This is a genomic window from Xanthomonas sp. GW (genome assembly GCF_014236815.1).
GTDB lineage: Bacteria > Pseudomonadota > Gammaproteobacteria > Xanthomonadales > Xanthomonadaceae > Xanthomonas_A.
Window position 1 is genome coordinate 4,969,870 of the sequence record NZ_CP051189.1, and the last position, 16,686, is coordinate 4,986,555.

General features: G+C 71.5%; 12 protein-coding genes. 1 reads left to right on the forward strand and 11 read right to left on the reverse strand.

The window, feature by feature from the left end; genetic code table 11:
- Nucleotides 1-4: 4 nt before the first annotated feature.
- From HEP73_RS21455 to tssK, 5 genes are read right to left on the reverse strand one after another with little or no spacing between them, the layout of a single operon-like run.
- Entirely contained in the window at nucleotides 5-733 is a 729-nt protein-coding gene (locus HEP73_RS21455; RefSeq protein WP_185821485.1) for a PP2C family protein-serine/threonine phosphatase, read from the reverse strand.
- On the reverse strand, nucleotides 733-1,308 hold the full coding sequence (tagF, locus tag HEP73_RS21460) for a type VI secretion system-associated protein TagF (protein ID WP_185821486.1): 576 nt from the start codon (nucleotides 1,306-1,308) through the stop codon (nucleotides 733-735). Before tagF ends, HEP73_RS21455 begins: the two co-directional genes overlap by 1 nt.
- 11 nt (nucleotides 1,309-1,319) lie before the next feature.
- On the reverse strand, nucleotides 1,320-4,838 hold the full coding sequence (gene tssM / locus HEP73_RS21465; protein ID WP_185821487.1) for a type VI secretion system membrane subunit TssM: 3,519 nt from the start codon (nucleotides 4,836-4,838) through the stop codon (nucleotides 1,320-1,322).
- 23 nt (nucleotides 4,839-4,861) lie between these two features.
- On the reverse strand, nucleotides 4,862-6,118 hold the full coding sequence (gene icmH, locus HEP73_RS21470; protein ID WP_458309700.1) for a type IVB secretion system protein IcmH/DotU: 1,257 nt from the start codon (nucleotides 6,116-6,118) through the stop codon (nucleotides 4,862-4,864).
- A 49-nt stretch (nucleotides 6,119-6,167) separates the two neighbouring features.
- Nucleotides 6,168-7,502 carry a type VI secretion system baseplate subunit TssK gene (tssK, locus tag HEP73_RS21475; protein WP_185821489.1) on the reverse strand — a complete coding sequence of 445 codons (1,335 nt, stop codon included), beginning with the start codon at nucleotides 7,500-7,502 and terminating at the stop codon, nucleotides 6,168-6,170.
- Nucleotides 7,503-7,632: 130 nt separating this feature from the next.
- On the opposite strand from tssK, the gene HEP73_RS21480 reads away from it, so the two are divergent.
- Nucleotides 7,633-7,911 carry a hypothetical protein gene (locus tag HEP73_RS21480; RefSeq protein ID WP_185821490.1) on the forward strand — a complete coding sequence of 93 codons (279 nt, stop codon included), beginning with the start codon at nucleotides 7,633-7,635 and terminating at the stop codon, nucleotides 7,909-7,911.
- 58 nt (nucleotides 7,912-7,969) lie between these two features.
- Here the strand turns inward: HEP73_RS21480 and tagH are convergent, their stop codons facing one another.
- The 6 genes from tagH to HEP73_RS21510 all read right to left on the reverse strand — a co-directional run bounded on the left by tagH (nucleotide 7,970) and on the right by HEP73_RS21510 (nucleotide 16,441).
- Nucleotides 7,970-9,271, reverse strand: a complete 1,302-nt coding sequence (gene tagH, locus HEP73_RS21485) for a type VI secretion system-associated FHA domain protein TagH (RefSeq protein ID WP_345776859.1) — start codon at nucleotides 9,269-9,271, stop codon at nucleotides 7,970-7,972.
- 175 nt (nucleotides 9,272-9,446) lie between these two features.
- Nucleotides 9,447-9,983, reverse strand: a complete 537-nt coding sequence (locus HEP73_RS21490) for a DUF6931 family protein (RefSeq protein ID WP_185821492.1) — start codon at nucleotides 9,981-9,983, stop codon at nucleotides 9,447-9,449.
- 10 nt (nucleotides 9,984-9,993) lie between these two features.
- Nucleotides 9,994-11,985 carry a type VI secretion system tip protein TssI/VgrG gene (tssI, locus tag HEP73_RS21495; RefSeq protein ID WP_255423596.1) on the reverse strand — a complete coding sequence of 664 codons (1,992 nt, stop codon included), beginning with the start codon at nucleotides 11,983-11,985 and terminating at the stop codon, nucleotides 9,994-9,996.
- 227 nt (nucleotides 11,986-12,212) lie between these two features.
- Complete coding sequence (locus tag HEP73_RS21500; protein ID WP_185823542.1) at nucleotides 12,213-13,523, reverse strand: tetratricopeptide repeat protein; 1,311 nt, start codon at nucleotides 13,521-13,523, stop codon at nucleotides 12,213-12,215.
- Between the two features lie 73 nt (nucleotides 13,524-13,596).
- Complete coding sequence (locus HEP73_RS21505; RefSeq protein WP_185814486.1) at nucleotides 13,597-13,884, reverse strand: PAAR domain-containing protein; 288 nt, start codon at nucleotides 13,882-13,884, stop codon at nucleotides 13,597-13,599.
- Nucleotides 13,885-13,945: 61 nt separating this feature from the next.
- Entirely contained in the window at nucleotides 13,946-16,441 is a 2,496-nt protein-coding gene (locus HEP73_RS21510) for a serine/threonine-protein kinase (protein ID WP_185821493.1), read from the reverse strand.
- Between the last annotated feature and the right edge of the window lie 245 nt (nucleotides 16,442-16,686).

A 16,686-nucleotide genomic window follows, 5' to 3' on the forward strand; every position in this document is an offset into this window, starting at 1 on the left:
TCCTTCACTCCTGCAGGCGGACGACGACGGCGGTGACGTTGTCGCGCGCCGCCCGGCTCATCGCCAATTCGAACAACCGCGTCAGCAGCGCCTGCGGCTCGCCATGCAGGCGGCACTCGGCATCCAGCTCCGGGTCGGGGATTTCCTTGTTGATGCCGTCGCTGCACAGCAGGAACTGCGCGCCGGACGCGCTCGGCGCCAGCACCCAGTCCACGAACAGCGGTTCCTGCGCGCCGACCGCACGGGTCAGCACGCCGGCGTTGGCGGCCGGTTCGGCGCTGGCGCCGGCGTGCGCGAACTGGGTGGCGTCGTCCTTGACCCCGTGCACGTGGTCGCGGGTGAGCTGGTGCAACGGCCCGTCGAGGCGGCCGTAGCCGCGGCTGTCGCCGACCCAGCCGTACAGCATGAAATCCGGGTCGTGCACCAGCACCACCACGGTGGAGGCGATCATGTCGACCTGGCGCTGTGCGGCGCAGTGCAGCAGTTCGCTGTTGATCTGCGCCAGCGCGTCCTCGATCGCCTCGATGAAATCGCACACGTCGGCGGCGCGCGGCAGCGTCGCCAGGCGCTCGACGATCAAGCCGCTGGCGTAGTCGCCGGCGGCATGCCCGCCAAGCCCGTCGGCGACCACCCACAGCCCGGCATCGTCGCGCAGCAGCAACGCGTCCTCGTTGTGGCGGCGCACCTTGCCGACTTCGGTATGCCCGGCCGAGCGATAGTGGTGTGCGGTCATCAGCGCGTGGCCTCCGGCAGCGCGAGCGCGGCCGATGTCAGCCAGCCAAGATAGTCGTGAGCGGACAACAGGCCGACGCTGTGCTGCACCACGCCGTCGCCGCTCCACCACAATGCCTGCCCGACCAGCGCGCGCGGCGCATTGGGAATGGCGGTGGCGTCCGGATCCGGCGCCAGCGCCTGCAGCTGCGCGTCGAACGCCTCCACGCCCAGCGCGCGATCGGCCAGCGCCTGGCCGAGCAGCGTGGCCGCACGCGCATACCAGCTGCGCTCCGGCGCGGCGCCCTGCGTCAGCGGCAGCGCGATCGCCAGCGGGAAACAGCGGCCGACGCGGTCCTCGCCGGGCCCCAGCACGCCGGCCCAGGCCATCCCGCCACACAGGCCGCTGCCGAGCACGAACGCATGCAGGCCGCTGCCGCGATAGGCCGGCGCCCACTGCGTGCCGAGCTGCTCGCGCGCGCCGGCGATCAGCTGCGAGAAGTGCCGGTCCCAGGGTTCGACGAACGCCGGCGGCAGCCGCCGCTGCACGAAGTCGCCAGCGCTCGGCAGCTTGCCGAAGAATCCGGGCAATGCCATCGGCTGCATCCTCAACCCCCACACGCGAAACGACGCACGTCGGCGTCGAGGAAGGGATGGCGCAGGTTGCCGGCGCGCAGCGGCAGTTGCACCGCATGACCCCCGACGTCGAAATGGGCGACGAAGCGCAGGTCCGAGGGGTTCTGCAGGTCGCCGGCCTGCAGCGCGCGGAACAGCGCCCAGTCGCCCTGGTAGTCGAGCCGCCCCAGCGCGGCGCCGTCGGCGCCGAAGGCGGCGATGCTGACGTGGCCCGGCGTGGGCCCGGGCCATTTCATCGGCATGCTGTCCACGCCGCCGGCGGTGTAGTCGAAGCGCTGGCCTTCGATGTCCACGGTCAGCCGCGCCACGCCGGCATCCAGGATCGGCGCCAGCACGGTGAAGCCGACTTCCGGCTGCGCCGCACCGCGGAAGTATTTCTGCTTGATGCGCTCGGCCAGCTGCAGTTGCGCCGGCAAGCCCGGCGCGCCGGCCAGCGCATCCGGGCCGTTCTTCCAGCGCCAGTCGCGGCCGCTGGTGTCGAGCAGCTTCTGCAGTGCGTCGCGGTACAGCGCGTCGAAGCGGCCGCCGACGCCGAACAGTTCGCCGAAATTCTGCAGCGGGATCTCCTGCGCGCTGGCCGGATCGAACGGATAGCGGCCCTTGACGTATTCGCCGCAGACCACGCCCACCGCTTGCTGCACCTGCGCGTCCAGCGCGGTCTGCGCGCCGCGGGTCATCAGCGCGGCGCTACTGCCGGTCAACGCCTGCAACCAGCCCGACAGCGGCGGCGGCAGTTGCGCCGCTTCCTGTCGCGCCAGCAGCAATTGCGCATTGGGCTGCGGCGTGGCGGTGGCCGGATCGGTCATCGTCAGCAAGGTCTTGCTGAGCTGGTCTAGCACGCCGAGCAGGTGGTCCAGCGGCGTAGCGCCGGGCGCACCGCTGGCGAGCGCGTTGAGCGCGGCGAAATGGCTGGCGATGGCCTCGCCAGGCGGCGCGGCACCGGCATCGCCGGCGTCGCCGCTGGCGGCCAGCGCTGCGGCCATGGCCGCGTTGCCGCCGGGCAGCTTGGCCGCCAGTTTGGCGCCGGCCTTGCCGGCCGCCTTGCTCGCCGCGTCCTGCCCGGGCTTGGGCGGCGGCGCACGCAGCAACTGCTGGGTGTTGTCGCGGACCACGCCGAGCAGCAGCCGCAGCGGCGAACTCGGCCCGGCCAGCTTGGCCGCGATCGCGCTGGCCTGCTGCAGGTCGGCGGCCGGCTGCAGCTGCAGGTCGGCCAGCAGGCCGTCCCAGTAGCGGATGTAGTCCTGTTCGTAGAGCACGCGCACCTGCTGCGCCAGCCGCGCCTTGCCCAGCGCGTCGATGCGGCGCGGGCCGAACACCCAGTCGTCGCGCACGAACTGTTCGACCGCCTCGCCGATGCCCTGCCCGGCCAGCGCGGCGAACACCGGTTGCGTGTACAGCGCCGGCAGCGGTTCGGACAACGCGGTGCCGCTGTTGCGCTGGAACACGTTGCCGAGCAGGCCCAGCGCCTTGTCCAGCTGCAGCGGCTCGGCGCCGGCCTGCGGTTGCGACAGCTTGAGGTTGCCGTACACCAGCGTGGCCAGGTCGGCCGAACGCAGCGTGTTGCGCGCCTGCTCCAGCAGCGCCGGATCCAGCGACAGCGCGCGCAGCCGCCCGGGTTCGTCGAGCAGCGCCTGGAAATGTCCGGCCAGGGCCTGCTGCAGCACCGTGTCGGCGGGGAACAGCTTGCGCCATTCGATCGCGCTCAGCGCGGTCAGCTGCGGCGCGTCCAGATGCTGCGGCTGGCCCAGCATCAGGTAGCCCTTGAGGTAGTAGTACAGCGCCTGCGGCGCGCCCGCGTTCTCGGCCATGCCCTGGCGCAGGCGCAGCGCCACGCCGGGCACCAGCGTGCCGTTGAGCTGGCGCAGGTAGGCGTCGTGCAGTTCTTCGCCGACCGCATCGCCCTGGTACAGGCCCATCCGCATCGACCACGGCGCGCCGTCGCGATATTGCTGCGCGACCTGCGCCAGCGCGCGGGTGCCTTCCAGTTGCTGCAGCGCCAGCGCGAAGTACTGCGGCGTGGTCGCCGCGCTGTCCGGGTCCGGACTGTGCGGGCGCGCATCCAGCGCCGCGCGCACCTGCTGCAGGTAGGCGCGGTTGCCCAGGTAGCTGCCGCTGAGTCCGCCCAGCAGCAGCACGCCGAGCAGCGCGATGCCGGCGTAGCCGGCGACCTGCAGCCAGGCACGGCGCCGCTCCAGCGCCGGCGCGCGCCCGGCCAGGCCCGATTCGCGCAGCAGCACCTGGCTGAGCAGGCGTTCGACGAAGAAGGTGCGGCGCTGCGCGCCCGGCGCCTGCACGCTGGCTTCGGCCAGGCCAAAGGTGCGCGCCACCGCGCCCATCATGCGGTCGATCGGCGTGCCTTCCTGGGTGCCCGAGGTCAGGTACACGCCGCGCAGCAGCGGCGGCGTGCCGTAGGCGGTGCCGGCGAACACGCCTTCGACGAACTGCCGCGCCGCTTCGCCGAGCGCGGCGAACTGTTGCGGGAACGACAGGATCGCCGCGCGCCGGGAACGGTCGCGCTCCACGTGCATGCGTTCGAACAGGCGCGCGTTGAGCCGCTCCTGCAGCAGCGCGTATTCGTCGGCGAAGCCGCGCGCGGCGCTGCCGTCGAGGCTGCGCGGGAGCGGGAACGACACGCCCCACACCTGCGCGCGCTGCTCCGGATTGAGATCGTCGAAGAACTCGCCGAAGCCGCCGATCAGGTCGCACTTGGTGAATACCAGGTACACCGGCACGCTCATCTTCAGCTGCTCGCTGAGTTCGTCCAGGCGGCGCCGGATCGCCTGCACGTGCAGGTCGCGCTCGGCGTCGTCGAGCAGCAGCAGGTCGGACATGCTCATCGTCACCAGCACGCCATTGAGCGGGCGGCGGCGGCGGTAACGGCGCAGCAGGCGCAGGAAATCGATCCACGCGCCGGCATCGACCTGGCGATCGGAATCCTGTGTGGTGTAGCGGCCGGCGGTATCCAGGAACACCGCTTCGTCGGTGAACCACCAGTCGCAGTTGCGGGTGCCGCCGATGCCGCGCAGCGCCTGCTGGCCGAAACGCGCGGCGAGCGGGAAGTGCAGCCCGGAATGCTGCAGCAAGGTGCTCTTGCCCGAGCCCGGCGGGCCGATCACCACGTACCACGGCAGCGTGTACAGATCGCCGCCGCCGCGGCGCTTGCGCAGGATCTGCACCGCCTCGTGGAAGCGCGCCTGCAATTGGTCGCGTTCGTCGGCGCCGCGCGCCTGGCGGTCGTCGCCGAGCGCGTCCAGCGCCGACGGGGTGGCCATCTCGGTGGCCAGTTGGCGGCTCTGCCGGCGCGCGCGCAGCTGCTGCCACTGCAGCCAGCCGGCCCACGCGCCGACCAGCAGCAGGATCAGCAGCAGCCGCGGCACCGCGCCGGCCAGCGGCTGGTGTCCGGCGATGCCGATGTACGGGCCGATCAGCCAGATCAGCAGCGCCGCCAGCAGCAGCCCGACCATGGTCACGACCCAACCGGATCGCAGCATTCCCAGCAGCTTGCCCACGACGCTCACTCCCCCGGTTGGAACAGGATTTCGACGCGGCGGTTGCGCGTCCGGTTGGCCGCCAGGTCCGGCGGCACGGCCACTGGCTGCGAATCGCCGGCGCCGGACGATTCGATCCGCCCCGGCACCGACAGGCGTTGCCCCAGCAATTGCGCCACCGCGTCGGCACGTGCGGCCGACAGCGCGTAGTTGTCCTTGAAGCGCAGCGAACGCAGCGGCTGGTCGTCGGTATGCCCGACCACGATCACCCGTCCCGGCAGCTGCTCCAGTGCCGCGGCGATCTTGCCCAGCAGCGGCAGTTGGTCCGGATCGACCTCGACCCCGCCGGAGGCGAACATCGCGTTGGCGTTGAGCCGCACCCGCGCCTGGCCGTTGGCCTGTTCTTCGACGACGAGCAGGCCGGCGCGCTCCTGCGGCGCCAGCAACTGCTTGAGCGTGACCCGCGGCGGCGGCGGCCGCAGCGCGTCCGGCGGCGTGCCGCGCTGCAGGCCGATCTGCGCGGCGGCGGCGCTGATCGGCGCCGACAGCGCATTGAGCCGCGCGTTGAACCACGCGAACGCCAGCAACACGATGCAGGCCATGCCCAACGCGGCCACCCACAGCGGCAGGTAGCGCGCCAGGCGCCGGCGGCGGTCGTCCACGCCCTGCCAATGTGGCGCCAGCGTGTCCGCCGCGGCGCCGCGCTGGGCGCGGATGCGCCGGTACAGGTCGTCCTGGATCTCGGCCAGCTTGGCGCGGCCGCCGGCCTCGATCTGGTAACGGCCGCAGAAGCCCAGCGCCAGGCACAGATACATCAGCTCGATCAGATCGACGTGGCGCGGCACGTCCGCGCACAGGCGTTCGAGGATCTGGAAGAACTTCGCGCCGCCGTAGGACTCGCCATGGAACACCACCAGCAAGGTCTTCTGCGACCAGCCGCTGTGCTCGCCCCACGGTGCATTGAGCACCGCCTCGTCGAGCATCGCGCACAGCACGTAGCGGGCGGCGGTGACCGCTTCGGGGGCCGCGCCGCCGTCGCGCGCACGCTGCTCGAAGCGCCGCACCTGCGCGGTCACCTGCTCGCGCAGCCGCGCCACGTCGGGCAGCGCCACGCTGTGCCGCAGTTGCACCGCCAGCAACAACAGCGGGCTGGCCGCCTGCACCAGCGGGTTGACGCTGCGGCCGAGGAATTCGCTGATGTCGGCATCGCCCGGCGCAGGCGCGGAGGCCATGACCGGTGCGGCGGCGGCGGCGGGCGTTGCGGCGCCGCGCTGCGGGCGCATGATGGTGGCATCGCTCAACGGATCGACGGGCGGTCGTGAATTCATGCGCTCAGCTCCGGATCGCCCACAGCTGCAGGTCCAGCCCGGCGAACTCGCTGCCGAAATGGAACGCGATGCCGCCGGAGCCCTTCAACGTGCGCCACAGCGGCGACTGCTTGTCGAATTCGAAATACAGGTAGCCGGCGTGGTACGGGATCTGCCGCGGCGCCACCGGCATCGGCATCGCCGCGATGCCGGGCAGCTGCAGATTGACCAGATCGCGGATCTTCTCCACCGGGCCGATCTTGGCCTGCAGCGGCAATTGCCGGCGCAGCTCTTCGGCGGGCACGTCGGCCTTGGCCGCAAGCACGAACGCGGCGCTGTCGAACAAGGCCGCGTCCGGCACCATCGCCACCCACACCCCGAACTTGCGCGCCTGCACCGGGATCGGCAGCGCGGTCTGTTCGAGCACCGCGCTGAGGCTGCAGCGCAGGCTGGCGATCACCGGCTCGAAACTCGGCTGCAGCGCGTCGTGGCGATACGCCGGCCACGCCGGCGGGCGCTTGCCCGCGGTGGTGAAGGTGCTCAGTTCGCCGGCCAGCGCGACCAGCGCGGCATACAACTCCTGCGGATGCAGCAGCGGCGCCGACGCCCAGTGCGCGATGAGCGGCTGCCAACGGTTGACCACCTGCAGCAACAGGAAATCGGCGATCTCCGCCGCACCGCCGCGGTCGCCGACCGACACCCGCGCGGCCAGCGCTTCGCCGCGCTGGTGCAGCAGGCCGAGCAACTCGACCAGGAAAGTGGCCAGCCGCGGCGCCGCCTGGCAGGCCAGCGCGGTCGGCACGAAGGCCTCGTCCAGCGTCACCTGGCGATCGGCGCGCGATTCGACGATGCGCGCCAGCGGCATCCGGGTCAGCCCGTCCAGCGGCTGCGACTGCGGCAACAGGCGCGTGCTCATCCCGCCCACTTCCATCAGCACCGCGCCCTGCATGCTGCCGGAGGCGTCGTCGACCTCGGTCTCGCGCACCCGGTAGCGGAACAACTGGTCCGGCGGCGCTTCGGCGCGGCCCACGTCGGCCTGCGCGGCGGCGCGCAACGGCAGGGTCAGGTACACGGTCTGGTCGCGCCAGTTCGGCTCCACGTCCAGCGCCGGCGGCAGCGGATCGTCGCCCGGCATCGCGAACGGGGTGCCGTCGGGAAACACGCCACGCGCGCGGCGGATGCCGAGCTTGCCGATCGCCAGCAGGTCGGTTTCCAGTTCCAGTTCGGAGAAGCCCCAGGCATACGCATGCAGGCCGCCGGCGCGCAGCTCCACGTAGCGCTCCAGGTAGCGCTCCTGCTGCTGCAGATGCTGGGGGCGCAGAAACAGCCCCTCGCTCCAGACGACCTTGTTGTTGTGCATGATCCGCCGTGTCCGCTGCTGTCGATGGCGATGCGGCCGCGGCGTTGCACGCAGCAGCCGACCCCAATGTGCGATCCCCTTGCCGACGGCCCGGACGCGGCGCGCGGCGCGCGCAGTCCAGGCTGGCGGGATGCAGTGTGGCCAGCGCGGATGCGCGCTACCCGACAATTCGTCTCAGGCAGTTGAGAACGCCGCGGCGCTGCACTGCGGCGAGAAGATGGCCTGCGCAACGATGCCGATCGCGGCACGTGCATTGCGGGTCAGCGTCTTCGATTTCCTGGTGTTGTGCGCCGGCATGCGTCGCTTCGCCGACGCGATCGACGACGCCCTACAGGCTACCCGCACCATGGTGCCGGCGGCATGCGCCGCGCGTGCGTTCCTGTCTCTGCGACCACGCAGCTTTTTGTAGGAGCGGCTTCAGCCGCGACACGTGCTGCGGACACTGCCTGTCGCGGCTGAAGCCGCTCCTACAGGTGCGGTTTGCCGGCGCGCCTTGCCGACTTGAGCCGCGCCAGCTGCGCCTCGTAGGCGCGGGCGAACTCGTCGCCGAACAGGCGCCGGAAGCATTCGTCCGGGTCCTTGGCCAGGGCCTGGAAGTTGTCGCGATAGCGCTCCCAGTAGCGGCCCTTGCCGGCGAACGCCAGGCGTTTGCCGCTGGCGTCCACCTCCTGCTCCAGCCGGTCGGGGCTGAAGTGGAACAGCATCGATTCGAATGCGGCGCGCATGCCGGCCAGCATCGCCATCTGGTGGCAGCGGATGTCGTCGAACGCATCGTCGAACGCGGCCACGCCGGACAGGAACGCCGGGCTCGGCGGCGCCAGCAGCTTCTGCAGCGCATCCTCGGGCGTAGCGGCGAACTTCAGCGGGTTGTTCTCCGAACGCTGGATCACCGTCACCGGCAGGCGGAAGGTGTTCTTGATCTCGGCGCGCGCGCGCAGCACCTCCATCACCCCATCGACCACGATCTCGAAGATCCGCGCCACGTCCTCCGGCATCTGCGCGGACGGCGCCGAGGGCGCGGAGGGCGCGGCCTGCGCCGCGAACGGCGGCGGTGCCGCAGGCGTGGCCGCGGCGCTCGCCACCGGCGGCGCCGCTGGCGCGAAATCGCCGGTGGTCAGGTCCCAGTTTTCCGGCAGTTCGAAGCCGCGCGCGGCGGCCGCTGCCGGCGGCGCGGGCACGCGGAAATGGTCGTGGCCGGCATCGCTGTGGTTCCAGCTCTGTGTCGGCTGCGGCGGCACGGGCGGCGCCGGCAGCGGATCGAGCAGGCGCAGCGGGTCCAGTTCGCCGGCCGTGCCCGGCACGCCGAGATCGCCGAGCAGCGCATCGTCGTAGGCGCCGCCCACAGGTGCGGCGGCGGCGCCGAATCCGGGCAGGCCGAAATCGAAATCGAACGCGCCAACACCTGCACTGGGCGCACTGCTGGCCGCGTGCGGCGGCAGCGCCGCCGGCACCACCTGGGTCAGGTCCGACGCGTCGTCCGGCACCGCCATGGCGGGCGGCGGCGGTGCGGCGGGCGCTTCGGCCTGCAGCTGCACCTGGATCTCGAAGCTGTCCAGCTGCAGGTGGTCGCCGTCGCCGAGCGCGGCCGGGTCGCCGCGTTGCAGCGCGGCGCCGTTGAGCAGCATGCCGTTGGTGCTGCGGTCCTCGATGAAATACATGCCGTTGAGATAGCGCACCACCGCATGCGTGCGCGACACACCGGGCGCGGCCAGTACCCAGTCGCTGTCGTCGGCGCGGCCGATGCTGCCGCCGCGCTGCGCGAACGCCATCTGCGCGCGCGCGCCGAACTGGGCGGCGGCCTGGCCGGCGACGGTGAGGGTCAGTTTGGACGGTAGGGACACGTGGCGCTTCCTTCGGATCGGGTGTCGCGGCGCGGCCGCGGACACGCTGTTGCGGATGGGCTAGGCGTTGCCGCGCGCGCGTGGCATCGCGCCGCGACCGCGCTCATGCCGCCGCTCCGCCGGCCAGCAACTCCAGCGCGTGCAGCGCATAGCCATGGCGCCGCGCCTCGAACTGCGCCGGCTGCAGCGCGGCGAGCAGGTTGATCGCCGCCACCGCCGCGCGCGCGGTCAGGTGCTCGGCCGGCGGCACCGGCGTGTCCTGGCTCGGCGGCGCCAGGCTGCCGCCGGACCAGGCCACCGCCGCCGCCAGCCACGCGCCCAGCGAGGCGTAGCCGCCGGCCTGGGCGAACGCGAACGCGGCGCGGCGGTTGGCCTCGTTCGGCTCGCGCACCCATTTCTCGGCCAGTGCGGCGCCGGCGCGGTCTTCCGGCGACAAGGCTTCGCCGCGCGCGCACTGGCACAGCCAGGCCACCACGTAGCGCTTGGGCAGCAGCCGCGCCAGCAGCTTCAGCGCGTCCTGCGGCTGGCCGCTGTCGAGCAGCGCGCGCACCGCGGCCTGCGCCGGTTGCGAGGTGTCCAGCTGCGCGCGCGCCGGCGCCGACAGCTCCATCTCCACGCAGGCCTTCTCGATCGCATTCATCGCCGCGCCCTCAACCGATCATGATCAGCGCGCCGCCGATCTGGTGTAGCGCGTCGGCCTTGAGGCTGAGCATCGGCGCCTTCAGCGTGCCCATCGCCCCGCCCTCCAACGCCAGCATCGCGTCCGAGTGCACCTTGACGCTGGCGCCGGCGCCCATGTCCACGCTCGCCCCGCCCTTGATCGCCACCTGCACCTTGCCCTCCACGTTCACCGCGTTGTTGCCGGTGACGGTGATGGTCACGCCCTTGATCTCGATCTCGCCGCTGCTCTTCATCACGATGCTGGACGCGCCGGTGACCAGTTCGATCTCGCTGCCCGCACTGAGCTTGAATTTCTGGCCGATCGCGTGCGTGGCATTGTTGCCGACGTCCAGCGTCTCGTCGTTGTCGACCTTGTGCTTGCGGTCGTGCTTGACGGTGCTGGTCTGGTCGTTGTCGACGGTGGCGAAGTGGTCGTGCTCCACTTCCTCGCGCAAGTCCTTCTGCGCATGCACGAACAGCTCCTCGCTGCCGAGCTTGTCCTCGAAGCGGATCTCGTTGAAGTCCGCCGCGCCGCCGCCGGCACTGCGGCTGCGCACCCCGCTCTGGGTCTTGTTGTCCGGCAGCGCGAACGGCGGCATGTGATCGGCGTTGTAGACGCTGCCGATCACCAGCGGGCGGTCCGGATCGCCTTCCAGGAAGCTGACCACCACTTCCTGCCCCACCCGCGGCAGGCTCATCGCGCCCCAGCCCTTGCCGGCCCACGACGAGGCCACCCGCACCGGGCACGACGGCTTGCTGCCGTCGCGCGCCGAGGTGTTCCAGTGAAAGGTGACCTGGATGCGACCGTACTGGTCGACCACGATGTCCTCGTCGGTGTCGCTACCGGTGACCACCGCGGTCTGCAGGCCGGCGATCAGCGGCTGCCGCGCGCGCGCCGCGGTGCGGAACGGCAGCTTGCTCTCGATCGCCTCGAAGCGGCACGCGAACGGCGCCGCGCCGCTGCCCGCGCCGGAGGCATAGCCCGGCGCTTCCAACGAAGTCTGCGCGCCGATCACCAGGTATTCCTGGTTCCATTCCGGGCGCGGGAACGCCTTCAGCGAGAACAGCGCGCCCACCCGCAACCCGACCGCGTCGCTGTCGCCCCGGTAGCGCGAGCGCTGCACGTTGTGCGCTTCCGCACGCACCTGCGCGTAGCGCTTGCCATCGGCGACCTGCACATGCGCGCCGGGGTAGTCGAAGGCGGTCAATCCGCTGACCGGATGCAGATCGCCGCCGTGGCCGATATCCTCGTCTACCGCCAGCGACACGCGCGGGCGCAACGGATCGTAGTCGGTGAGCTGCTGCGCGCTGGTATGCACACTGCGCGCCAGCTGCCATTCGCTGACGGTGGCGCCCATGCCGTTGGCATGCTGGCCCGGCGGCACGTACGGCAGGGTCTCGAAGCCGCTGCTGCTGGCATGCGCGCCGAGCGCGTCGGCCAGCACCAGCGTATGCGTGGTCTGGCTGTGGGTGAAGAAGTAATAGATGCCTTCCTGCTCGAGCAGGCGGCTGATGAAGTTGAAATCGTCCTCGCGGTACTGCACGCAATAGTCGCGCTTGGGATAGGTGCCGCTCAGGCTCAGGGTCACGTCGCCGTAGCCGATGCCGTCGAGCACCGTGCGCACGATCTCCGGCACGCTCTGCGCGGTGAAGATGCGGCAGTCGCGGCGCTGGGTCAGCAGCCACGGCTTGGGCACCAGGGTCACCTCCAGCACCGCGTAGCTGAGCCGGTCGACGACGTGGAAGCCGGTCTGCGCGACATGCGCGACGATGCCGTGGTACCAGCGCACATGGCCTTCGCCCGCCTTCAGCTGCACCGCCATCGAAGTGCCGAGCAGCGCGCGCAGGTCCGGCCGCGGCTGCGTGCTGAGCACGGTCAGGCGGTACTCGAACAATTCGCCCAACGCTTCCGTCGCCTGCATGCGCCAGAACAGCAGCGCATCGCCAAGGTCGGAGTGCAGCGTCATCATCGGCGTGGGCATCGTGGTGTCCGGGAAGTCGAGCGCCGCGCAATGCGGACCTGGGCCGGCGATCGCGAGCGGCGTTCGCGGTGCGGCGCGCAACGCCGGCACCGGCCCGAACGCCGCCCGCGTGCGCTGCCGGCAGGGCGATACTCACACGGTGCCCGGCGCGAAAGCCGACATTTCGTCTCAGCGCTGCGGCGGCCGGCACGCGTCCTCGCCGCACACCGGCGTCGAAGCACGGGCCGCTAGCGGCGTGCCAGCACCACCCAGCCCTGCACCGGCGCACCGCCTTCCTTGCGCAGCTGGTCGGCACGCAGTTGCACGCGGGCGAAGCCGGCCTGCGCCAGCGCGGCCTGCACGTGCGCGCGGCTGTGCCGGTAGCGCCCGCTCGAACCGAGCTGTACCCGATCGGCCGCATCGTCCAGCGCCTCCACGGTGAAGGCCAGCCAGCCGTCGCGGCGCAATGCCGCGTGCGCGGCGGCGCAGACCTCGCGCAAATCGCCGAAGTACACCAGCGTATCGGCCGAGACCACCACGTCCCACGCCTGCGGCTGCGCCTGCAGATACGCGGTCAGTTCGCCGACCACCAACGCGTCGTAACCGCCGCGCTGGCGCGCCTTGTCGATCATGCCGCCGGACAGGTCCACCCCGGTCAGCTGCCGCGCATGCGGCCGCAGCAGCGGCGCGCACAGGCCGGTGCCGCAACCGGCGTCGAGCACGTCCAGCGCCGCGCTCGGCGCATGCAGCACCTGCGCCAGCTCCGTGGCCAGCAGCTGCGGCGCGCGATACTCGAGGTTGTTCAGCAGTTGCTCGTCGAAACTCTCGGCGAAGCCGTCGAACACTTCGCGCACGTAGGCATCGTCGGCGCGCGGCGGCGCGTCGCTGCCGCCGCAGGCGGCCAGCATGTGCCGCGCGACCGCGTTGTGCGGATCGCGCGCCAGCCAGTCGCGATAGACCGCCACCGCTTCGTCGTGGCGGCCGAGCAGATACCAGGCGGTGCCCAGCGCCTCCAGCGCGCGCAGGTTGGCCGGATCCAGCTGCCACGCGGTGCGGAAGCACTCGGCCGATTGCTCCAGGTGTTCGTGCTGCTGCGCGTGGTTGCGCAGGAACAGGCCGAGCAGATAGTGGCCATGGGCGTACGTGGGTACCTGCTGCAGCAGTTGCGCATAGGCCAGGAACGCCTCGTCCAGCCGCGCCTGCGCTTCCAGCACCACCGCCAGATTGCTCAGCGCATTGTGGTGCGACGGCGCGCAGGCCAGCGCGCGCCGGTAGCAGGCCTCGGCCTCGGCCAGGCGCGCGCATTCCTTGTGCACGTTGCCCAGGTTGTTGTGCGCGTCCGGGTAGGCGGGAATCAGCGCCAGCGCGCGCTCGATCAGTTGCTGCGCTTCGTCGCTGCGCCCGCGCTGATGGCACAGCACGCCGAGGAAGTGCAGCGCGTCGGCATGCGCGGCGTGCTGCGCAAGCAGGCCGCGATAACCGCGCTCGGCCGCGTCCAGGTCCCCGGCCCGGTGCACGGCGATCGTCTGCGCCAGCGTCGCTGCGGCCGGCATCCCCATGCCGGCCGCGGCCGCTTCCGCCTCCCCATGCCGCGCCAGCGCGGCCCCCGCCTGCTGCATCGCCCCGCTCCCCTTATCCGATCAACACGGTGAAACACCCCAGCACGATCGCGCCGCCGTGCGCGGTGCTGTCGCCCAGCCGCGCCGCGGGCATGCCCGCGATCAGCACGGTCGGCGCGCCGGACACGATGCTGTCCGGCGGCCCCACGCACACCGCCATGTCGCCGATCCGCGCCGCCGGCAGCCCGCCGATCAGGACCGTCGGCGCGCCAGGCGCCAGGATCGGTCCGCCCACATGCGGCACCACCCCGGTGACCATCGGGCAGACGTGCAGATCGGTGAGGCGGGCGGCAGGTTGCATGCGGAGCCGAGAGCGCAGTGGCCAGGCATCCAGCTTGGCGCGCGCGGCGGCGCGCGACCCGTCATTTCGTCTCAGCCACCAACGCCGAGCGTGGCGCATCCGGCGCGTCCAGCTTGGCCAGCGTTTCGCGCACCTGCGCCAGCGGCCCGGGCGCATCGCCGTACAGGCCGACCAGGATCTCGCGTGTGCGTTCGGCATGCGCGCGCGCCTGTGTGCGCTGGCCCAGTGCGATCTCCGCCTCGGCCAGGCCGCGCAGGATTTCCGCGGTCACCTCGTGCTTGCCGCCGAGGACACGCTCAGCATCGGCCAACACCGCCCGCTGCTCAGCTGCGGCAGCCTGCGCCTGGCCGTCGTCGAGCAGCCAGAACGCATGGTTGGTGCGCGCCATGATGGTGGTGGGATGGTCCTCGGGGTATCTTGCGCGCGCATTGTCCAGCGCCTTGCGGTAGTAGGGTCCGGATTCGGCGACCTTGCCCTGCTGGCGCAGCGCCCCGGCCAGGTTGTTGTAGATCATCTGGGTATCGGAGCCGTTCACCCCGTACAGACGGATCATGACCGGCTGCAATGCCTTCAACTCCCGCTCCGCCGCCGGATAGTCGCGCTTCATCAGCAGATAGACCGCCAGGCTGTTGCGCATCGACAGGGTCAGGGGATGCTCCGCGCCCAGGCGCGCGGCGCGGCGCGCGATCAGGTCCCGGATCAGGGCGATTGCCTGGTCGTAGTCGCCCCCGTCGGCCAGCGTGGCGGCATAGCGATCGCCCGCGCTCAGCACGCTCTGGTCGTCGGCCGGCAGTACCCGCAGGATGCCCGTGTACGCCTGCCTGCTCTCGCGCAACGCCGCCTTCGCTTCGCCCTGCACGCGCAGCGCCCAACTCAGCCGCGACTGCATGTCGTAACCCAGCGGCGCGTCGGCGCCGTGGCGCAGGCGCACCTGCGCAACGCCCTCGCGCAAGATGGCTTCCGCGCGCTTCGGCTCGCCCACGTTCACCAGCGCCTCGCCGAGCAGGCGCATGATCTGCAGCTCGTCGGCGCTGTAGGCGCCCAAGTGCGCCTGTGCATGGCGCCGCGCCGCCTCAAGCTGGGTCACCGCGCGCTTGTACTCGCCCAGCCCGACCAGGCTGGTGCCGATGGTCAGTTCCACCTCCACCAACGCCTGCGGCTGGCTTGCCAGTTCGCGCGTGGCGCGCTGCGAGGCCTGGTCCATCACCTGCAACAGCAGGGTCTTGTCCTTGTCCTGGGCCACCGCCGGATCCACGCTGGACAGCAGCGAGCCAAGGAAGTCCGCGGTCACCTGCGCCCGCTGCGCTTCACGCTGCGCGTTGCGCAGCGACCACAACGTACTGGCCAGGCCGCCGCACAACGCGACCAGCACCAGCAGCGAAGCCAGCACCGCACCACGGTTGCGTTGCACGAACTTGCGCACCTCGCGCTGCCGCGAGCGGCGCAGCGCCCGCGGCGGATAGTCGCCGAGCCAGCGGCGCAGATCGTCCAGCAGCGACGACACCGAGGCATAGCGCGCTGCGCGGTCCGGCGCCATCGCCTGCAGCACGATCGCGTCCAGGCCGTCGTGCAGCCCACGCAACAGTTGCGCCGGCGACCGGCCACGCTGCAGCGCCAGCTCACGCTGCAGCGGCTGCGGCTGCGCCTGGATCCAGCGCGAGGGCGCTTCCGGCACCCCGGCCTCGAACAACTCCGGGCGCACCCCGCAGATCAGTTCGTACAGCAGCGCGCCCAGCGAATACACGTCGCTGCGCGCGTCCACCCCACCGTCGTCGCCCTGCGCCTGCTCCGGGCTCATGTAACCGGGCGTGCCGCTGGCGCCGGCCGGATTGCGCGAAGGCTGCGCGGTTTCCACCGCGATGCCGAAGTCGATGATGCTCGGCGCCGGGCGCCCGTCGACCTCGCCGACCAGCACGTTGTTCGGCTTGAGATCGCGATGGATCACGCCCTTCTGGTGCGCGTGCTGCACGCCCTCGCCGACCCGCACCAGCAGCTCGATCCGCGCGCGCAGCGACAAGCCGCGCTGCGCGCACCAGCGGGTCAGCGGTTCGCCGCGGATGTACTCCATCACCAGATACGGCCGCCCCTGCGCATCGGTGCCGGCATCGTGGATCTGCGCGATCGCCGGATGCTGCATCTGCGCCAGCAGGCGGCACTCGAACTCGAACACCGCCCGCTGCTGCGCATCCAGGGCGGTCGCGGCGATCAGCTTGATCGCCACCTCGCGTTCGTAAGCGCCATCGGCGCGATGCCCCAGATAGACCTGGCCCATGCCGCCGCGGCCGATCAGCCGGTCGATCGCCCACGGGCCGAAGCGGGTCCCGGGCGGCAACTCGGCGGCGTTGCCATCGCCGCCGAGCAGCGTGCCGAGCAGGCCCGGACGCGGCAGCTCGGTAGCGCGCACGTCGGCCGCGAGCAGGCCGAGCAGCTCGTGCAGCAGCTCTGGCTCGTCGCCGGCCTGCGCCTGCGCGAAGGCCGCGCGCTGCGGCTCGGGCAGGGCGCAGGCTTGATGGAACAGCGCCTGCAGGCGCTGCCAGGTGGCGGGGTTCAGCGGCATGGCGGGGAGGCCTTTTGCACGGTCCAACGCGGTGCGATGCCCGAACCGCGGCATGGGGCGTGATGCGCCAAGTCTTGGACAGCGATCGGGAGCGGCCTGGGCACGACGTCGAGCATGGCTGGCGGAAGAGTGAGGGCCACGCAAGTATCACGCATAAAAGTGACGCGACTCGCATTCCGTCGCCTGCCGGTTGGATGGATCAAGCGGCACGCGCCGGATCCGCCCGCCGCTTCGTGCCGGATTCG